Here is a 19,302-nt window from a genome sequence, read left to right on the forward strand (position 1 = left end):
TGTTTACCGTGTTTTTCCAACACGAAAATAGGTTCCGTTACAAGTTTTTCGATATTGTTCAATTTTCAAGGTCCTGTGAGCGCCTCAGCCTTTCGGCTGACGACTCGATTATTTTATCACAGAAGTGATTTTTTGTCAAGCTCTTTTTTTCGAAGCTGTCGAACTTCCTGAACTTGGAGCGTCCCGAAACCTCTCAAATCTCTTTGGTGTTTCTTGACGTCTATTGGTTCTTTTCTTCGGCTTCTTGCTGAGGCTTCGGAAGTCATTCTTTTGCCTCAGCGCTTGGCGCTCACATATAGTACCATATTCAAGGGGCTTTGGCAAGTCTTTTTGCAAAGTTTTTTGTCATTTTTTGTTCTTTGTATGCAACAGCCAGTTTTTCGGCATAAACGATCCGAGTTTTGGCTATATTTCAGGTTTCTTCCTATTTATATATAGAAAACTCCCGGCAGCACACACCGCCGGGAGTTCGAGTCTCAATTCATTTCTTCTTGTTTTACCTGCCGCAGAGTCAGCCAGACGGCTGCTGCCAACATGGGCAGCATTCCGATCAAACCAATGGGCGTCGGGCCCAGCACATTATAGTAGGCATCTGCCGGGTAGGTCAACACCGTAAACAAAGCTGCCACCGCATTGAACGCCCCATGCGCGATGGCTGACACCCAGATGCAGCCGGTCTTTTCGTAGAGCCAATCCAGCAGGGTGTTCAGTGCAAAGCAGACCACGCACCACACCACAAGGCCCAGCACCGGGGCGCCCAGATAATTGGTGCCATATTCATAGCCGGTGAGCAGCATGATAGGCCAATGCCACACGCCCCAGATGACGCCGCCCAGCAGACGGCCATTGAGCAGACCGAAGCGTTCCTTGAGCTGGGGCATCATATATCCGCGCCAGCCCGCTTCTTCCCCTACTGCAAACAGCATATTGATGGGCGGGGCCAGCGTGATCGCGAACAGACCCGTTTCCAGCATGTAGCTGAGGCTGGATACACCCAACTGGCTGCGCAGAGTCTCGGCATCCATCTCGCCTCCGTAGGCTGTCACCAGCCAGCTTCCGGAGAGGTCCAGCCGGGACGAAAACACTGCAAAGTAGAGCAGCGCCGCCAGTACGGTGAACACCGCCGGGCCAAACCACGCCGCCAGCCAGTAGCGGCGCTTGCCCCGCACTTTCCAGCCGATGCCGGTGGGCTGATGCAGAACAATCCGTTTCGCTGCCAAGACCGCAACAAGCGGGCAGAACATGCTCACGGACAGCAGGGCGCGGTAAACCGCGGCATTGCCGTCCCGCAGGAGCAGCAGACTTCCATACACCTGACACAGCCATGCCAAACCAAAGGCAAGGAGGAAATAGAGTGCAAAGCTCTGTTTTTCTTTCGTACTCATACAAACTTCACCGCCGTTCCGTAAGCAATGACCTCTGCCGCGCCCTGCATGACGCTGGCAGAAGCGTAGCGCATCCCGACCACGGCATCAGCACCCAGCTCCTCCGCATTTTTGACCATGCGGCCAGTGGCGATCTGCCGGGCTTCGGTGAGCATCTCGGCGTAGTCGGTCACTTCGCCTCCTACCAGAGTGCGGAACCCGGCCATAATGTCGTGGCCGAAGTTGCGGCTCTGCACGGTGCTTCCCCGCACCACGCCCAGCGCTTCCAGCTTTTTGCCCGGAACTTCGTTAATAGTTACGATAAGCATCTTCTTCTCCCTTTCCGATCTCCTTGAGTCGATCCACCAGAACCTTCAGCGTTCCTATGATGCACGCCGCCGGGATGCCGAACAGCACCACCAACAGCGGCAGCGGCGGCACATCCTGCGGGTCGACGCAGAACGACCACGCCATGATGCCGATGGTCAGCAGCATGATCGCAGTAAACAATCCGGCTCCCACCAGCGCACCCTTGATGCGCTCGGCTTTCCGGTCCACCTGTTCAATATCCACAAATGTTACCCCCTGTTCCTCTTTTGCGGCAAGGCGCGCCAGCGTCTGCTCCACATCCAGTTCATTGAGGCTGACCGGCTCTTTCTGGAGCAGCGTGCAGAATTCCACTGCTTCGTTGAGGTCGGCGCGGCGGGTGTTCAAGCGTTCCAGCTGGCGGGTCATCCCGTCGGCCAGAGTACACTCTCCCTCCAGCATCTGCCGGATCTCCGCCAGCGGCACGTCCAGCTTGCGCAGCAGCTTGATCCGGCGCAGACGCTCCACATCCGCCGCCGAGTAGCTGCGATATCCATTGCCCGGCTCCCGACCGGGGTGGATGAGCCCTTCTTCCTCGTAAAAACGGATGTTCTTTTTGGTCACGCCCACAGCGGCTTCTACTTCGTTGATCTTCATCGGTTCCGCAGCCTCCTTACACGCTTACTTTACACCCTCCAGAAGGGGGAAGGTCAACAGCTTTTTGAAAAAAATCCCCCAGTCTGCTTCGCAGACAGCCCCCTCGGAGATGGGGCCTGACAAAAGGCTCCCTCTTAGAGGGAGCTGGCGAGCGAATGCGAGACTGAGGGAGTGGATTCAAATTAAAAGTAACATTTGATCTGGAACCGGTCCGCATTGTCCTGCTTTTTTTCCACCACGATGTGCTCATGGTTGAAGTCAAAGTGGACCGGGGTACACAGCTCCGTATTGCGGGTCAGGCGCAGCAGCTCCTGCACCCGCTTTTTCTCCTCCGGCACGTAGAACAGGTAGCTGACGCCCTCCTTCTTGGCGCGGCCGGTGCGGCCGATCCGGTGGGTGTAATGTTCGTTGTCGCCGGGGACATCGTAGTTGATGACGGCATCCACATCCGAGACGTCGATGCCGCGGGCAGCCACATCGGTGGCCACAAGGATGGCCAGCTTGCCGTCCCGGAAGTTCTGCATGATCTGGTTGCGCTCTTTCTGGGAGAGGTCGCCGTGGAGGCAGTCCACCGAGAAGCCGAGGCGGGCCAGCTGGTTGGCCAGCGTGGCGGTGTTGAACTTGGTATCACAGAAGACCATGACCCGCTTATAATGTTCGCCGATGATGATCTGGGCCAGATCGGACAGCTTGTTGCGGCCGGAGGTCTCCAGCATGTACTGGGTGATCTTGGGCTGGCTCTCCTCCTTGGGCTGGACGGTGATTTCCTCGGCGTTCTTCTGGTACAGCCAGCCGATGTCCATCACCTCGCGGCTGATGGTGGCCGAGAACATGGACAGGTGCTTGCGGGCCTTCATCAGTTCGATGATATGGCGGACATCCTTATAGAAGCCCATGTTCAGCATCTCGTCCGCCTCATCGAGGACGATCTGGGTCACATGGGAGAGGTCAATGCTGTGGTGTTTGTAGTGATCCATCAGGCGGCCCGGCGTCGCCACCACGATCTGACACCCTTCTGCGAGGCGTTTGGCCTGTTTTTCCATATTGGCGCCGCCGTATACGCATGCGACCTCCACGCCCGGCATAAAGGCCGTGAGAGCCGCCAGCTCGTCGGCGATCTGCTGGGCCAGCTCACGGGTGGGGGCCATGATGACCGCCTGCGGCACTTTCCGGGCCGGGTCGATCTGCTCCGCCACCGGGATGCCGAAGGCGCAGGTCTTGCCGGTGCCGGTGGGGGCCTTGGCGATGACATCCCGCCCCGCCAGCATGACGGGAATCGTCTTTTCCTGAATCTCAGTCATTTCCGCAAAGCCCATCTGTTCCACAGCCTTGTGGATCGCTTCGCTGCATTGCAATTCACTGTACAGCATGTTCCTTCTCCGTTCCGTTCTGATTTTCTTACAGTATACCATGAAATGCGCCGCTTGTCAGTAACAAAAAGAGCCGTGCTCCGGTTTGGGGGGCACAGCTCTTGGATTTGAGTTCCTATGTAGGAAATCAGGCAGTCTCTTCGACGCTCTTGTCAGCGGCACGGCCGGCTTCGAGCTTCTGCTTGAAACGGCCGCTTGCCTTGAAGCCGGGGATGGAGGTGGACTCCAAACGGCTGGAGACCTTGGTCTTGGGGTTGGTGTAAGCCTTCGGCTTGCGGGGGCGCATCTCGAAACGGCCAAAGCCGGCGATGGTCACCTTCTCATCTGCGCGCAGACAGTCAGCGATCTGGTCAAACAAAGCGTCCATCGTGGTCTCGACCTGCGCTTCGGTAAAGCCGGTCTTGCGTGCCACAGTCTCAATCATCTGGGAACGAGTCATGTTTATCGATATCCTCCTGGAACGTCCAAAAGTAACGTCTTTTGGCAAATTTTGCGTTGTTGATTATAACAAATGCGGCCCTCCATTACGATGGATTGCGCACGAAACGCATCTTTTTGCGCACGAGTTACCTTGAAGCGGTCAATTTTTATGATACAGCGTTGCAATATCCACCAGAGGGATACCCTTCAGGTCATGCTCGCTGCGCAGACATTCCACCAGTGCATTGGCGGTATCCACGGCGGTGATGCAGGGGATGCTCAGCTCCACGGCCTTGCGGCGCAGCCGGACGGAATCGCGCTTGGGGTCGCGGCCCTTGGCGCTGGTGGAGAAGACGTAATCCACCAGACCGCTCTGGAGCAGGTCCACGATGTTAGGCGACTCGCCGGACATATTGCGCACCTCGTTGCAGGGGACCATGTGCTTGTTCAGCCAAGCGCAGGTGCCGGAGGTGCCGTACAACTTATAGCCCATGCTCTTGAGCTTCCACGCGATATCCACGAATTCCGGCTTGTCGCTGTCCTTCACGGTGAAGATGCAGCAAGAGGCCGGGCCGGGGGTCTTGAAGGTGTAGCCCGCGCCGATGAGGCCCTTGAGCAGGGCGTCGTGGAAGTTGGGGGCAATGCCCAGCACCTCGCCGGTAGACTTCATCTCCGGGCCGAACTGGGTATCGACGCCGTGGAGCTTTTCAAAGCTGAACACGGGCACCTTGACGGCCACATAAGGCGCATTGGGGTGCAGACCGGTGCCGTAGCCCATATCGGTGAGCTTCTCGCCGAGGCAGCAACGGACGGCCAGATCCACCATCGGCACGCCGGTGACCTTGGAGATGTAAGGCACAGTGCGGGAGGAGCGGGGGTTGACCTCAATGACATAGACCTTGCCGTTGGAGACCGCGTACTGGACGTTCACCAGACCGGTGACGTGCAGTTCGCGGGCGAAGCGGCCGGTGTAATCCACCATGGTATCGATCTCGGCCTTGGTCAGGTGCTGGGCCGGGTAGACGCAGATGGAGTCGCCGGAGTGGACACCGGTGCGCTCGATCTGCTCCATGACGCCGGGGATCAGGAAGTTTTCACCGTCACAGATGGCGTCCACTTCGCACTCGGTGCCCATGATGTACTTATCCAGCAGGACGGGGTGGTCCATATCCACGTGCTCGGTGATGACGCCCATGTACTCGATGACGTCGGCCTTGGTGTAGGCGACGATCATGTTCTGGCCGCCGAGGACGTAGGAGGGGCGCATCAGGACGGGCAGACCGATCTCATCGGCTGCGGCAAGGGCCTCTTCCAGATTGAAAACGGTGCGGCCGGGGGCGCGGGGGATGTTGCAGCGCTCCAGCAGCTCGTCGAAGCGCTCGCGGTCCTCGGCCTCGTCGATGGCGTCTGCCGGGGTGCCCAGAATGGGCAGACCGATCTCGTCCATGTGCTTGGCCAGCTTGATGGCGGTCTGGCCGCCGAACTGGACCACACAGGCGTCGGGCTTTTCGGTGGCGATGATGTTGTCCACGCTCTCCGGGTTCAGCGGGTCGAAGTAGAGGCGGTCGCCGGTGTCAAAATCGGTGGAGACGGTCTCCGGGTTATTGTTGACGAGGATGGCCTCGCAGCCGTGCTTTTTCAGCGTCCAGACGCAGTGGACCGAGCAGTAGTCGAACTCGATGCCCTGACCGATGCGGATGGGGCCGGAACCGAAGACGAGGACCTTCTTTTTCTTTTCGGGGTTCTGGGCTTCCTTCTCGGCGATGAACGCGGCGGCCTCGTTGTCGCCGTCGTAAGTGGAGTAGAAGTAGGGGGTGTTGGCCGAGAACTCGGCGGCGCAGGTATCGACCATCTTGAAACCGGCGCGGTAGTTCTCGATGGGGAGCTTGTCCACCTGTGCCAGACGCTTGATGGTCTTATCTTGGAAGCCGTACTTCTTGGCTTCCTTGTACTGCTCCACGCTCAGAGTGCCGTTGCACTTGGCCAGACCCTTTTCGAGGTTGGCGAGGTGCTGCATCTTATCGAGGAACCACCAGTCGATCTTGGTGATGTTCCAGATGGTCTGGTGATCGATGCCCCGCTTGAGGGCCTCGTAGACGCAGAAGACGCGCTCGGCATCCTGCACATGCAGATGTGCCACGATCTCGTCATCGGTCAGCTCCTCGAAGGGCTTGTGGGTCAGGGTATCCATGCCCAGCTCAATGGAGGAGACGGCCTTCATCATGGCGGCCTCGAAGCTGTTGCCGATGCTCATGACTTCGCCGGTGGCCATCATCTGCGTGCCCAGAGACTTGTCGGCGTAGACGAACTTATCGAAGGGCCACTTCGGGTACTTGACCACGATGTAGTCCAGCGCGGGCTCGAAGCAGGCGCAGGTCTTGCCGGTGACGTCGTTGGTGATCTCGTCCAGCGTATAGCCGATGGCGATCTTGGTGGCCACCTTGGCGATGGGGTAACCGGTGGCCTTGGAGGCCAGCGCAGAGGAGCGGGACACACGGGGGTTGACCTCGATGACCGCGTAATCGAAGCTGTCGGGCTTCAGGGCGAACTGGCAGTTGCAGCCGCCCTCGATGCCCAGCTCGGTGATGATGTCCAGCGCAGCGGTGCGCAGCATCTGGTACTCGTGGTCGGTCAGGGTTTGGGACGGAGCCACGACCACCGAGTCGCCGGTGTGGATGCCGACGGGATCAAGGTTCTCCATGTTGCAGACGGTGATGACGTTGCCCTTGTGGTCACGCATGACCTCGTACTCGATCTCTTTCCAGCCGGCGATGCACTTTTCCACCAAGATCTGATGGATGGGGGAAAGGCGCAGACCGTTGGTGCCGATCTCGATCAGCTTTTCGCGGGTCTCGCAGATGCCGCCGCCGGTGCCGCCCATGGTGAAGGCCGGGCGGACGATGACCGGATAGCCGATGCGGTCGGCACAGGCCAGTGCGTCCTGCAGCGTCTCCACCACCTCGGAGGGGATGATGGGCTGGTGCAGCTTTTCCATGGTCTCCTTGAACAGCTCCCGGTCCTCGGCGCGGTCGATGGTCTCCGGCTTACAGGCCAGCAGACGGATGCCGGTGCGGTCGAGGTAGCCGGAACGGGCCAGCTCCATGGAGAGGTTCAGACCCATCTGGCCGCCGAGGTTGGGCAGCACAGAGTCCGGCTTTTCGATCTCAAGGATCCGCTCCACCACCTCAAGGGTCATGGGCTCGATGTAAACATGGTCGGCCACGTCCGGGTCGGTCATGATGGTAGCGGGGTTGGAGTTGAGCAGAACGGTCTCGATGCCCTCTGCCTTCAGCGCGCGGCACGCCTGTGTACCAGAGTAGTCAAACTCTGCGGCCTGACCGATGATGATGGGGCCGGAGCCGATGACCAGTACCTTTTTGATTCTGGGGTCCTTAGGCATTTCAGCGTGCCTCCTTTTTTGCAGCTTTGACGTTGTTCAGGAAGCGGTCAAACAGGAACTCGGTGTCCTTGGGGCCGCCGTTTGCTTCCGGGTGGAACTGGACGGTAAAGCAGTTCCACTTCTTGTACTTGATGCCCTCGCAGGTGCCGTCGTTGGCGTTCACCTGTGCCACCTCGCCCATCTCGGCGGGCAGCTCATCCCCCACCACCGCGTAGCCGTGGTTCTGGCTGGTGATGAAGGTGCGGCCGGACTCGAAATCGGTGACGGGCTGGTTGGCGCCGCGGTGGCCGTATTTCAGCTTCATGGTCTTGGCACCGGCGGCCAGCGCAGAGAGCTGGTGGCCGAGGCAGATGCCGAAGGTGGGGATGCCGAGGTCAAAGATGCGGCGCAGGTTCTCGATGACCTCCACCGGTTCGGCGGGGTCGCCGGGGCCGTTGGAGAGCATGATGCCGTCCGGGTTTAGAGCGGCCACTTCCTCTGCCGTAGCAAAGGCGGGCATGACCGTCACCTTGCAGCCGCGCTTGACGAGGCAGCGCACGATGTTCCGCTTGCAGCCGTAGTGCATCAGCACGATGTGGGTCTCGCCCTTTTCGTTGTAGACTTCGGGCTTTTCGCAGGTCACGCTCTTGACGGCGTCGGTCACCGCATAGGCGCGGATGGTCTCCAAGAGCTTGTCCGTCTCAGCCTTGTTGGCGGGGTCGGCGGGGTCAAAGGTGGTCAGGATGGCACCGTTCATGACGCCGCTTTCCCGGATGATGCGGGTCAGGTGGCGGGTGTCGATGCCCTCGATGCCGATGGTATCGTTTTTCTTCAGGAAGCTGTCCAGCGTTTCCTCACAGCGCCAGTTGGAGGGGGTGGTACAGGCTTCGCGCACGATGTAGCCCTTGGCCCAGATCCGGTCGGACTCCATATCGTCCTTGTTCATGCCATAGTTGCCGATGAGGGGGTAGGTCTGGGTGATGATCTGGCCATAGTAGCTGGGGTCCGTCAGGGTCTCTTCAAAGCCCACCATGCCGGTGGCAAAGACGACTTCGCCCACGGTGACGCCCTCTGCGCCAACCGACTGGCCCGCAAAGACCATGCCGTTCGCCAAAAGAAGATAAGCGTTCATAGGTACTCCTTGTTTCAACACAGATGCGCGGCCTTTACAGGGTCTGCTTTGCTTCCTGCTTCATCTTGCGGCTGCCCAGATGGACCAGCGGCAGCTTGCCCTCCTTGCAGATGGGGCACTCTTCGGGGGCGTAGTTGGGCAGGTCCAGCTTGAGGGCGCTGGCCACGATGGGGATGGGCGACGGAGCTTCGGGCTTGGTGCGATCCACCACGCAGGTGATGCCCACGCAGATGCCGCCGTTCTCCTCGATGACGCGCTTGGTCTCCAGAGAGGAGATGCCGGTGGTCACCACGTCCTCCGCGATGAGGCACTTCTCACCCGGATGGATGGCGAAACGCTTCAGGGTCATCACGTTATCGACGCGCTCGGTGAAGATGGCACGCTTGCCGGTCTGGCGGGCCAGCTCATAGGCGTAGACGATGCCGCCCATGGCCGGGCCGACGATGACGTCCACATCCATCTTTTTGACCTGATCGGCCACAGCCTTCATGACCTCGGCGCAGCGGTCGGGGTACTGCTGCAAATAAGCCATCTGGCAGTAGGCGCTGGAATGGCGGCCGGAGGAGAGCAGGAAATGGCCCTCCAGAAATGCGTCACAGCTCTTCAGAATTTCAAGTGCTTCACTCATTGTACTTCTCCCTCTCTTTTCAACAGTTCGTGTTTTTTCGTACTTATCACGCAGTATTGTACCACGCTTTTTATGGAAACGCAAATTTATTCATTCAATTTTATTATTTCGTGAATATTTGCATTTTTATGCGTTTATTTATTGCTTTATTCGGCGTTCCGGGCACAGCCGCGGATCTCGTCCAGCGTCTTGACGCCGTTTTTGTCCATCCATGCGGCCATCTCGTCGGCGATGGTCTCCATGGCGCGGGGGTTCGCGAAGTTGGCCGCGCCCACCTGCACGGCGGTGGCACCCGCCATGATGAACTCCAGTGCGTCGCGGCCGGTGGCGATGCCGCCCAGACCCACCACCGGGATGTTCACCGCGCCCACTGCCTGCCAGACCATCCGCAGCGCGATGGGCCGCACCGCCGGGCCGGACAAGCCCGCGAAGATATTGTTGAAGACCGGCTTGCGCTTTTCCAGATCAATGGCACAGGCTTGGAAGGTGTTGGTCAGGCTGATGGCGTCCGCACCGGCAGCTTCTACCGCCTTGCACATCTCCGGGATGTTCTCGGCTTGGGGGCTGAGCTTGACCATCAGCGGCTTTTTGCAAGCGTCGCGGACCATCCGGACCACTTCGCCCGCCGCCTCGGCCTTGACGCCGTAGGCCATGCCGCCCACCTTGACGTTCGGGCAGGAGATGTTCAGCTCCACGATGTCCACGGCGCTCTCGCTCAGCAGGGCGGCACCCTCGACATACTCTTCCTCGCTGTGGCCGCCGAGGTTGGCGATGGCCACCGTGCCGTATTTCTGCTTGAGTTCCAACATCTCGTTCAGCTCCACGTCAATGAAGTGCCGGACGCCGGGGTTCTGCAAGCCAATGCTGTTGATCAGGCCGGAGGGCGTCTCCCACAGGCGCTCACCCTTGTTGCCGTACTGGCCGTGCAGGGTCAGGCCCTTGCCGGAGATGCCGCCGATCTTGGAAAAATCGGCCAGCTCCTCGTACTCGACGCCGTAGCCCACGGTGCCGGACGCGCCGATGACGGGGCTGTTCATCACAAAGCCCAACAGGTTCGTTTTCAGGTCTGCCATCAGAAGAACACCTCCGTTGCATCAAAGACCGGGCCATTCTTGCACACGCTCTTGCCCTCGCCGCCCTTGGTCTCGCAGGTGCAGCCGAGGCACGCGCCGATGCCGCACGCCATCTTCTTTTCGAGACTGACGAAGCAGGGGGTGCCCCTCTCGGCGCAGAGGCGGGCGGCGTTCTTCATCATGACGGTGGGGCCGCAGATGAGGACCGCGTCGTAATCCGCCGGGTCATAGAGCTGGGTCACGAAGCCGTGGAAGCCCACTGCACCCGTGTCGGTGGAGACTTTGACAAGGTTCGCGATGGAGCGGTACTCCTCCATGCAGTAGGGCGCATCCCGGAAGCCGAAGAAGACGTCGGGTTTGACGCCCGCTGCCGCCAGCTCGCGGGTGACCTGATACATCGGCGCGGTGCCGATGCCGCCGCCCACGACGGCGATCTTCCGGTACTGCTTCACCAGCGCCGGGATGTCAAAGCCGTTGCCCATGGGGCCGGTCAGCTGGAAGCTGTCGCCCTTTTTCAATTGGGCGATCTTCTGGGTACCCTCGCCGATGACCTGATACAGGAACTCGATGGTCTGGGTCTTCGGCTCCCACTTATGGACACTGATGGGCCGGGAGAGGAAGGGTGCTTCGTCGGCTCCCCACGCCCGCAGGGTAAAGAACTGGCCCGCATGGGGCAGATGCTCGCGGTCCGGCCAGAGGGCGCGGAGCAGACGGATGTCCCCCGCCACGACCTCGTGGCTCAGGACGGTGGCCTCACAGCAGGCTGCACGCATGGGCAATGGCCTCCTTCATGTTCACGCACTCGTTGTAAGCGGCCTCGTCGAAGGCGACGCCGGGCTGCTTCTTGTAAGCCAGCAGGATGCCGCGGCTGGAGTTGACCACGCCGCCGTTGCCGCGGGTCAGGTACTGGGCGATATCCTCGGCCTTGCCGCCCTGTGCGCCGTAGCCGGGGATCAGGAAGAAGCTGTCCTGATACTTGGCGCGGATCTCGGTGGCCTCCTCGATGTGGGTGCCGCCGATGACCAGACCGATGGAGGAGTAGCCGTGCTCGCCCATGTAGTCCTTGCCGAGGGCATTCAGCTTGTCGCCCACCAGATCGTAGACGTGGCGGCCGTCGGCCAGCTTCTCGTACTCAAAGTCCTTGGCACCGCCGTTGGAGGTGCGGCAGAGGACGAACATGCCCTTGCCCTGCTTCTCGGCGTAGGGCAGGTAGGGGCTGATGGAGTCGAGGCCCATGTAGGGAGCCAGCGTGACGAAATCGGCCTCAAAGTCGCCGGTGAAGTGACCCATAGCGTACATCTCGGCCGTCTTGGCGATGTCGCCGCGCTTGATGTCGGCGATGACGGGCACGCCAGCCTCGCGGACAGCCTTCAGGGTGTCGGCGTAAGCCTTCAGGCCCTCCAGACCCAGCGACTCATAGTAAGCGATCTGGACCTTGTAGCAGCCCGCAACGGCCTTGGTGGCGTCGATGAGCTTCTTGTTGAAGCGGACGATGTTCTCGCCCTTGGACAGGGTGCTGTCCACAAAATCCGCAGGCAGGTAGCCGAAATCGGTGTCCAGACCCACGCAGACCGGGCCGCGGGCCTCGACTGCTTCGTACAGTTTATCCATGTTCGTCATTTTTGGTTCCTCCGTTGCTTTCTGATTTCTTTCGGTTTTCTCTATCGAATACTCCCCCAGCCGCCTTGGGCGGCAGCCCCCTCGGTGAGGGGGCCTTTTGCCTCCCTCCGAGAGGGAGGTGGCATCGCGCAAGCGACGCCGGAGGGAGTCAGTCTGCTTGGTACGTCAGCTCGCCGCCCTTGATGGTCGCGCACACCTTGCCGTACAACTGCACACCGTCGTAGGGGCAGTTGTGGGATTTGGAGTGGAGCTTCTCCTTCTCCACGGTGTAGGGGGTGTCCAGATCGACCAGCACGAAGTCGGCGTCGCAGCCCGGCTCCAGTCGGCCCTTGGCCAGACCCAAGATCTCCGCCGGGCGGGTGCTCATCAGGTGGACCAGCAGCTCCAGCGGCAGACCCTCCTCCTTGCAGAGCTTGGTGTAGCAGACGCCGAAGGCCGTTTCGCTGCCCACCATGCCGGCCATGCCCTTGAGCTTGTCCTCCTCAGAGTGGGGGGCGTGGTCGGTGGCGATGGCGTCCACCACGCCGGTGCGGATGCCGTCGATGAGGGCGCTCACATCGTCCGCCGTGCGGATGGGCGGGTTGACGCGGTAATCGCAGGTGTCGTTCGTGAACCACAGGTGGTGGGGCGTCACCTCGCAGGTGACGGGGGCCCCCCGCAGCTTTGCCATCTGGATGGCGTCCAGCGCGCCGCGGGTGGACACATGGCACATGTGGAGCTTGGTCTGGTAGTACTCGCTCAGCCAGCAGTTGCGGACCGTTTCGATGTCCTCGGCCAGCCGGTAGTCCCACGGGCTGATCTCCATATCCTCGGCGTGGCTCATCACGGTGATGTCCCGCTGGGTGCAGATGGCGAAGGCCCGCGCCATGGTGGCATTGTCCTGCACGCCGTGGCCGTCCTCGGTGATGAACTTGACCGTGGCGGGCAGGGTCTTGAGGTGATCCAGCGTCTTGCCGTCGAAGTTCTCGGTGATGGAAACCGTCTGGTTCACGTCGCACAGGCCGATCTCCGCCGCCTTCTGCTCCACCATGGCCGCCTGTGCCGCCGAGGAGCAGACGGGCTTGGTGTTGGGCATCAGGTTGACGAAGGTGTAGCCGCCCGCCGCTGCGGCGCGGCTGCCCGTCTCGATGTCTTCCTTATATTCGAACCCCGGCGTGCGCCAGTGGCAGTGCAGATCGACGAAGGCGGGCAGAATGGTCAGCCCCCCGGCGTCGAGCACGACTTCGTTTTCCCCGGCCAGAGCCTCCAAGCCCTGACCGACGGCCGCGATCTTTCCGTCCCGGACATAGACCTCAACGGCCCGGCCCTCTGCGTTGACAGCGTTTACAAGCAGCATGGTAAAACCCTCCCTGTGTTTGGTGTGCGCTCCAATGGGCAAAAAAAAGAACTTTTCCTCAAAGGGAAAAGTTCAGACCACGAAAAAAGGAAACACCGAACCCACCGCAAAAACGGCTGCAAACTGCTTTTTCAGATTTGCGTACATTTTGGGCAGCATTCCGGCGTCTCCTTTTTTCGTGTGTTTTATTTTCATTATATTTTATCATAGAAACGCGAAATGTGTCAATGCTTCCGGGCTTTTTTCTTTGTAAAAAGGTTTCGCTCCGAACTCGGCAAATTTTAGCTACTCTACCGAAAAATCAAAATCCCTCTGGGCAGGCGGAATTTTGGAGCGCAATTCCTAGCAAAACGCTGTACATTAAAGTTTGGATGTGTTATCATAATACCCAGAAGAGAGTACCGCCGCAAGAGGGGCGGGGTTTTGGAAAAAGGGAGGTTTCCCCATATGGGTTTATTGGAGGATGCACGGAACATCCAGCGCAAGGACCCCGCCGCACGCAGCGTGCTGGAGGTCGTTCTGCTGTACCCCGGCTTTCACATCTTGGTCTACCACCGCATCGCGCACTGGCTGTATGAACACGATCACTTTTTCTTGGCCCGCTGGGTCAGCCAGCACGGCCGTCATAAGACCGGCATCGAGATCCACCCCGGCGCAAAGATCGGCAAGTGCCTGTTCATCGATCACGGCATGGGCATCGTCTTCGGCGAGACCACCGAGATCGGCGACAACTGCACCATCTATCACGGCGTCACGCTGGGCGGCACCGGCAAGGACACCGGCAAGCGCCACCCCACCTTGGGCAACAACGTCCTGATCGGTGCGGGCACCAAGGTGCTGGGCCCGGTCTACATCGGCGACAACGCCCGCATCGGCGCGGGCAGCGTGGTGCTGAAGAACCTGCCCGCCAACTGCACCGCCGTCGGCGTGCCCGCCGAGGTCGTGCGGATCAACAACAAAGCGGTCAACCCCGCCGACGACCTTGACCAGCAGGACCTGCCCGATGTGGTCGCCCAGCGCATCACCGATCTCGACCGCCGCATCAGCGCCCTCGAACATTCCGAGCAGGGCGATGTGCCGCCCTCGATCCACGAAATTCAGAAGCGAAACCAAAAATCATAAGTTGCAAAACAAAAGAGGCTGTTGCACAACTCCTTCCGTCATCGCTGACGCGATGCCACCTCCCTCAATGAGGGAGGCTTTCACAGCTTACCGTTACGCCAAGGCTCCCTCCGAGAGGGAGCTGGCACGGCGAAGCCGTGACGGAGGGAGTTCGTTGCAACAGCCTCTTCGATTTTTAGCAGGTTTTTCCTTCGCACAGGGCTTTGACTTTCTGTGCGGCGGCGCTCACGAGCTGGCTGACGGGCTGTTCGGGCACGCCGACCACATAGTTTTCGCAGTGGTTGATGGGCACGAGCACCCGCTTGGCACCGCTCTGGCAGACGGCGGCGGCCATCGCCGGGGTGATCTCGCCCAGCAGGGCGTCCGCGATGACGATGCCGATAGGCCCCACGATGACGTCCGCATGGCGGCAGTTGACGACCACGGCGTTCTCGCCGGTGGCCGCGCGGGCCGCGCCCGCCTTGAGCATCGCGTTGGCAGCCAAGCTGTTGGTGCCAACGGCGGTCAGCTCCGCCTCCGGGCAGGCCGCCGCGATGGCCGCCACCAGCTGGCGGCCCAGTCCCCCGCCCTGCCCGTCAATGACCAGAACGTTTGCCGCCATCAGAAGTCGATCTCCTCAAGACGCAGCAGCGCGAGGATGTAGATCTTCATGGCCTCCAAGAGCTTGTCGATGGGGGCAGACTCGTTGGCACCGTGCATCGGGCCGCCGAAGGAGGGCAGCTGGACGTCGTTGTGCTCCGGGCCGAAGCTGACGGCATAGGGGAAGTGGCGGGCGTAGGTACCGCCGCCCATGGTGAACGGGGTGGCGTTCTCGCCGGTGACCTCGTTGTAGGTGTCGATGCAGGCCTTGATGGCGGGGGTGTCGGCCTCAATGTAGAAGGGCTTGGCGCTCTCGACATTCTCCAGCGATGCACCGGAGCCGATGGCGGCGCGGATCTGCTCGGCCATCTTGTCGCCGGTGGTGCAGGTGGGGTAACGGCTGTCCATGGTCTGCACCATCTTGCCGTCCTGCATGTAGATGCGGCCGCCGATGACGGTCAGTGGGCCGAAGGGGCCGTCGGCACAGGCCACGCCGATGCCCTCACCGGCGGTGGAGGCGTGCAGCTTTTTCAGCGCTTCCAGATAGGCGCGCTCGGCGTCGTTGCACAGGCCGTTGTCCAGCAGGTAGTTCACCACCAGACCGATGGCGTTGACGGTACCCTGCGGAGATGCCGCATGGCCGGACTTGCCCCAGCCGCGGATGCGCACGCCGGTGCCCTCCGGCTCCAGCGTGATGTTGGGGGCATTCTTCAGCTTGGTGATGTCGGTCTCGACCAGTGCGCTGGCGCGGTCGGGCACGGCATTGTTGGCCACGCCGCCCACGAACTCCTTGATGACGCCGTTGCAGACCGGGCTGACCAGCTCGGCACCGAAGTGGCCCTTCTCACCGTTGCAGACCGGGAACTCGGCGTCCGGGGTAAAGCAGAAGGCCGGGGCCGGGTAATTCTTCAGGTAGTACTCCACATCCTGCATGGAGGTCTCCTCGTTGTCGCCCACGAGGGCGCGGATGGGATAGCGCAGCGGATAGCCCTGCTCCTTGAGGAACTTCAGGGCATAGAGGATGGTGATCATCGGGCCCTTATCGTCGGCCACGCCGCGGCCGATGAGCCAGCCGTCCCGGACCTCCATCTTGAACGGGTCGCCCGTCCAGCCGTTGCCTTCGGGCACCACATCCACATGGCAGATCGTTGCCAGATACTTCTCGGCATCCGCGCCGGGCAGCTCCGCATAGCCGATGTGATTTTCGCAGTTGCGGGTGGCAAAGCCCATCCCTGCCGCCAGCTCCAGCGTCTTGTCCAGCGCAGCGCGTGCGCCCAGACCATAGGGGGCACCCTCGGCAGGGGCACTCTCGACACTGTTGATGGAAACGAGCGTCTCAATATCCTTGAGCCACCGGTCCTTGTTCGCCGCAATGAATGCGTCGATCTTCTGGTTCAAAGCCTGATCCATGGTTGGTTCGTCCTTTCTTTGTCGTAACAGACACTTCGTCGTCTATTCTAACACACTTCCCTAGAGATTGCCAGTGGTAACGAACAGTTCCCCCGGCCGCACGAGGGGAGTTTCTCCAGCAAGTGTCCGACGGGTGGGACCCTGTTGCCGAAGGCAATAGGGCGGGGTATGGAATCCCCGACTCACTTGCGGGAGAAAGCTCCCGGAGATGCGGCCACTCTCAGCCTACTGCAAACAAGCCGCTTGCCGCGCCCAGAACCCCCATGCTGGCCAGCCCCATGATGATGCCGGCCAGCAGCACACCGCCCATGCAGGCAATGAGGACGTCCTTGAACTTCATGTCGAGAATGGACGCCGCCAGTGTGCCGGTCCATGCGCCGGTGCCGGGCAGCGGGATGCCCACAAAGAGCAGCAGAGCCGCGGTCAGGCCCTTGCCCGCCTTTTCCTCCAGCTTGCGGCCGCCCTTTTCGCCCTTGACGATGAAGAACTTGCAGACCGGCCCGATGACCGGCTTGTGGTAGCCCCAGATGAGGAACCGCCGGGCAAACAAATAGATGAAGGGCACCGGCAGCATATTGCCCAGCACGCAGATGATATAGGTGGGCAGCACCGGCAGCCCCAGACTCAGACCGATGGGGATGGCACCGCGCAGCTCCACCACGGGCACCATGGAGACGAAAAAGACGATCAGATAGTTTTTCAGCATGAAAAGCTCCTTTATAAACAGGTGTTACAGGTCGATGACCAGCTCGACCGGGCAGTGGTCCGAGCCGAAGATCTCGTTGTGGATCTCCGCCGCTTGGATCCTGTCGGCGATGCGGCGGGAGACGAGGAAGTAGTCGATGCGCCAGCCCGCATTCTTCTCGCGGGCATGGAAGCGGTAGCTCCACCAGCTGTACTTCACCTCGTCCGGGTGGATGACGCGGAAGCTGTCGGCAAAGCCCGCCGCCAGAAGTTCGGTCATCTTGGCCCGCTCCTCGTCGGTGAAGCCCGCGCTCTTCCGGTTGGTCTTGGCGTTTTTGATGTCCATTTCGGTGTGGGCCACGTTCAGATCGCCGCAGAGGATGACCGGCTTTTTCGCGTCCAGCCCCAGCAGATAGGCCCGGAACGCGTCCTCCCACTCCATCCGGTAGTCCAGCCGCTTCAGCCCGTCCTGACTGTTCGGCGTATAGCAGTTGACGAGATAAAATTCCGGGTATTCCAGCGTCAGGACCCGCCCCTCGTGGTCGTGCTCCTCGATGCCGATGCCCATCGTCACGGCCAGCGGCGGCTGTTTGCACCAGCACGCTGTGCCGGAGTAGCCCTTCTTCTCGGCGGAGTAGGTGTACTCGGTGTAGCCCTCCGGGGCGAAATCCGCCTGACCGGGCTGCATTTTCGTCTCCTGCACCGAGAAGATGTCGGCGTCCAGCGCCGCAAAGCTTGCGGCAAAATCATGGGTCAGACAGGCCCGCAGACCGTTGACGTTCCAACTGATGAGTTTCATCTCGTCGCTCCTTTTGATGTTATGCTTGATATTTCGTCTTCCATGCACCGCTGTGGAAGCGGGCAGTAAAGCAGATGACACGGCAGGTCCAGTCCACCACCATGGCGATCCAGACGCCCACAGCGCCCCAACCCATCCGCACACAGATCAGGTAGCTGAAACCCAGCCGCCAGACGGCCATGCTCAGGATCGAAACGACCATCGTGAATCTCACGTCGTTGGCTGCGCGCAGGGCATTGGGCAGCACGAAGGAGGCGGGCCACAAAAAGAGGCCGCAGCCAGAGTGGATCTGTACCAGCAGAATGGCCAGCTCCATGGTCGCGCCGGAAAGCGCATAGATGCCCACCAGCGGCTTCACCAGCAGGAAGATCGCGCCGTTGGAAAGGCCCATGGTAAGGTAGGCCCAGAGCAGCAGCTTGCGGGTGTAGTAGACGGCCTGTTCGTTGTCCCCCGCGCCGACGCAGCGGCCCACCACCGTGATCATGGCCAGACTGATGGCCTTGCCGGGGATGACGCCCATGCCGTCGAGGTTGTTGGCCACGGCGTTGGCCGCGATCTGCACTGTGCCAAAGGTGGAGATCATGCTGACGACGAGGATGCGGCCCGCCTCAAACAGGCTGTTCTCGAAGGCGGACGGGATGCCGATGCCCAGAATGCGCCGGGTCAGGCCGCCGTCCAGCCGCAGGGTCTTGGGGACGTTCAGCAGGCTGTCTTCTTCCTTTTTATAGCACTTGCGCAGGATCAGGGCCGCCGCCACCACGCGGGAAACGACGCTGGGCCATGCGACGCCATCGACGCCCATTTTCAGGCCGAAGATGCAGACGGCGTTGCCCACGATGTTGATGATGTTCATCAGAAAGCTGATCTGCATGGAGATCTTGGAGTTGCCCATGCTGCGGAACAGCGCCGCGCCGCCGTTGTACAGCGCAAGGAACGGGTAGCTCAGGGCGATGATCTTCAGGTAGAGCACACCGGCTTCCAGCACGTCGGCATCAATGGAGCCGTAGAATAAGCGGATCATGGGCCGGGCCAGCACAAAGCAGACCACGCCCACCAACACGCCGAACAAGCCGCTGAGCAGGAGGAGCTGGCCGGCGCTCTGGTCGGCGTGTTTCTGCTCCTTGGCCCCTAAGTACTGGCTGACCACCACCGCGCCGCCGGTGGCCAGCGCCGCAAACAGCACGATGATGAGGTTGTTGACCATATCCACCAAGCTGACACCGGAGATGGCCGCTTCACCGCAGCGGGAGACCATCATCGTGTCCGCCATGCCCACCGTGACTTCCAGCAGCTGCTCCACCAGCAGCGGCCCGGTCAGAACGAGCAGGTCGCGCTCGGAAAACAGCGGTTTCCGTCCGCCGAACCGAGGCGCATTTTTCAGTTTCGTTGCTTCCATTCGTTTTTCCTCTTTTTGGATTTGGGC

Annotated in this window: 18 protein-coding genes; 1 reads left to right on the top strand and 17 read right to left on the bottom strand. The window is 60.6% G+C overall.

Going from position 1 to position 19,302, the window contains the following annotated elements:
- Positions 1–476: 476 nt before the first annotated feature.
- From C4N23_RS06640 to C4N23_RS06695, 12 genes are all read right to left on the bottom strand, one after another.
- Entirely contained in the window at positions 477–1,385 is a 909-nt protein-coding gene (locus C4N23_RS06640; protein WP_112144953.1) for a CPBP family intramembrane glutamic endopeptidase, read from the bottom strand.
- Positions 1,382–1,693 (bottom strand): heavy metal-binding domain-containing protein, encoded by a 312-nt coding sequence (locus tag C4N23_RS06645; RefSeq protein ID WP_055190831.1) that lies wholly within the window; start codon positions 1,691–1,693, stop codon positions 1,382–1,384. Before C4N23_RS06645 ends, C4N23_RS06640 begins: the two co-directional genes overlap by 4 nt.
- Complete coding sequence (locus C4N23_RS06650) at positions 1,674–2,327, bottom strand: MerR family transcriptional regulator (RefSeq protein WP_055190834.1); 654 nt, start codon at positions 2,325–2,327, stop codon at positions 1,674–1,676. Before C4N23_RS06650 ends, C4N23_RS06645 begins: the two co-directional genes overlap by 20 nt.
- Positions 2,328–2,509: 182 nt before the next feature.
- Positions 2,510–3,697, bottom strand: coding sequence for a DEAD/DEAH box helicase (locus C4N23_RS06655; RefSeq protein ID WP_112144955.1), 1,188 nt, complete (start codon positions 3,695–3,697; stop codon positions 2,510–2,512).
- A gap of 127 nt (positions 3,698–3,824) precedes the next feature.
- Positions 3,825–4,136, bottom strand: coding sequence for an HU family DNA-binding protein (locus C4N23_RS06660; protein WP_055190838.1), 312 nt, complete (start codon positions 4,134–4,136; stop codon positions 3,825–3,827).
- A gap of 141 nt (positions 4,137–4,277) precedes the next feature.
- Positions 4,278–7,517: a carbamoyl-phosphate synthase large subunit gene (carB, locus tag C4N23_RS06665; protein WP_055190840.1), complete on the bottom strand. Its 3,240-nt coding sequence runs from the start codon at positions 7,515–7,517 to the stop codon at positions 4,278–4,280.
- Position 7,518: 1 nt separating this feature from the next.
- The gene (locus C4N23_RS06670; RefSeq protein WP_112144956.1) at positions 7,519–8,628 is read right to left on the bottom strand and encodes a carbamoyl phosphate synthase small subunit; all 1,110 of its coding nucleotides are present in this window, start codon (positions 8,626–8,628) and stop codon (positions 7,519–7,521) included.
- Positions 8,629–8,662: 34 nt separating this feature from the next.
- Entirely contained in the window at positions 8,663–9,256 is a 594-nt protein-coding gene (pyrE, locus tag C4N23_RS06675; protein WP_055190844.1) for an orotate phosphoribosyltransferase, read from the bottom strand.
- Positions 9,257–9,402: 146 nt separating this feature from the next.
- Complete coding sequence (locus C4N23_RS06680; protein WP_112144958.1) at positions 9,403–10,329, bottom strand: dihydroorotate dehydrogenase; 927 nt, start codon at positions 10,327–10,329, stop codon at positions 9,403–9,405.
- On the bottom strand, positions 10,329–11,102 hold the full coding sequence (locus C4N23_RS06685) for a dihydroorotate dehydrogenase electron transfer subunit (RefSeq protein WP_112144960.1): 774 nt from the start codon (positions 11,100–11,102) through the stop codon (positions 10,329–10,331). Before C4N23_RS06685 ends, C4N23_RS06680 begins: the two co-directional genes overlap by 1 nt.
- Positions 11,083–11,949 (bottom strand): orotidine-5'-phosphate decarboxylase, encoded by an 867-nt coding sequence (gene pyrF, locus C4N23_RS06690; RefSeq protein ID WP_055190850.1) that lies wholly within the window; start codon positions 11,947–11,949, stop codon positions 11,083–11,085. The genes C4N23_RS06685 and pyrF overlap by 20 nt, the downstream gene beginning before the upstream one ends.
- Before the next feature lie 148 nt (positions 11,950–12,097).
- Positions 12,098–13,285, bottom strand: coding sequence for a dihydroorotase (locus C4N23_RS06695; RefSeq protein WP_112144962.1), 1,188 nt, complete (start codon positions 13,283–13,285; stop codon positions 12,098–12,100).
- A 447-nt stretch (positions 13,286–13,732) separates the two neighbouring features.
- Between C4N23_RS06695 and epsC the strand changes: the two genes are divergently transcribed.
- Complete coding sequence (gene epsC / locus C4N23_RS06700; protein WP_112144964.1) at positions 13,733–14,407, top strand: serine O-acetyltransferase EpsC; 675 nt, start codon at positions 13,733–13,735, stop codon at positions 14,405–14,407.
- Positions 14,408–14,582: 175 nt separating this feature from the next.
- Here epsC and C4N23_RS06705 read toward each other — a convergent pair whose 3' ends face one another.
- The 5 genes from C4N23_RS06705 to C4N23_RS06725 form a co-directional block, all read right to left on the bottom strand.
- Complete coding sequence (locus C4N23_RS06705; protein WP_112144966.1) at positions 14,583–15,008, bottom strand: DUF3842 family protein; 426 nt, start codon at positions 15,006–15,008, stop codon at positions 14,583–14,585.
- The gene (locus C4N23_RS06710) at positions 15,008–16,396 is read right to left on the bottom strand and encodes a Sapep family Mn(2+)-dependent dipeptidase (RefSeq protein ID WP_112144968.1); all 1,389 of its coding nucleotides are present in this window, start codon (positions 16,394–16,396) and stop codon (positions 15,008–15,010) included. The genes C4N23_RS06705 and C4N23_RS06710 overlap by 1 nt, the downstream gene beginning before the upstream one ends.
- Before the next feature lie 220 nt (positions 16,397–16,616).
- Positions 16,617–17,102: a COG2426 family protein gene (locus C4N23_RS06715; protein WP_112144970.1), complete on the bottom strand. Its 486-nt coding sequence runs from the start codon at positions 17,100–17,102 to the stop codon at positions 16,617–16,619.
- Between the two features lie 24 nt (positions 17,103–17,126).
- Complete coding sequence (locus C4N23_RS06720; protein WP_097840085.1) at positions 17,127–17,879, bottom strand: exodeoxyribonuclease III; 753 nt, start codon at positions 17,877–17,879, stop codon at positions 17,127–17,129.
- Between the two features lie 19 nt (positions 17,880–17,898).
- Positions 17,899–19,275, bottom strand: coding sequence for an MATE family efflux transporter (locus C4N23_RS06725; RefSeq protein WP_112144972.1), 1,377 nt, complete (start codon positions 19,273–19,275; stop codon positions 17,899–17,901).
- Positions 19,276–19,302: the final 27 nt, after the last annotated feature.

The organism is Faecalibacterium hattorii (genome assembly GCF_003287455.1).
Lineage (GTDB): Bacteria > Bacillota > Clostridia > Oscillospirales > Ruminococcaceae > Faecalibacterium > Faecalibacterium hattorii.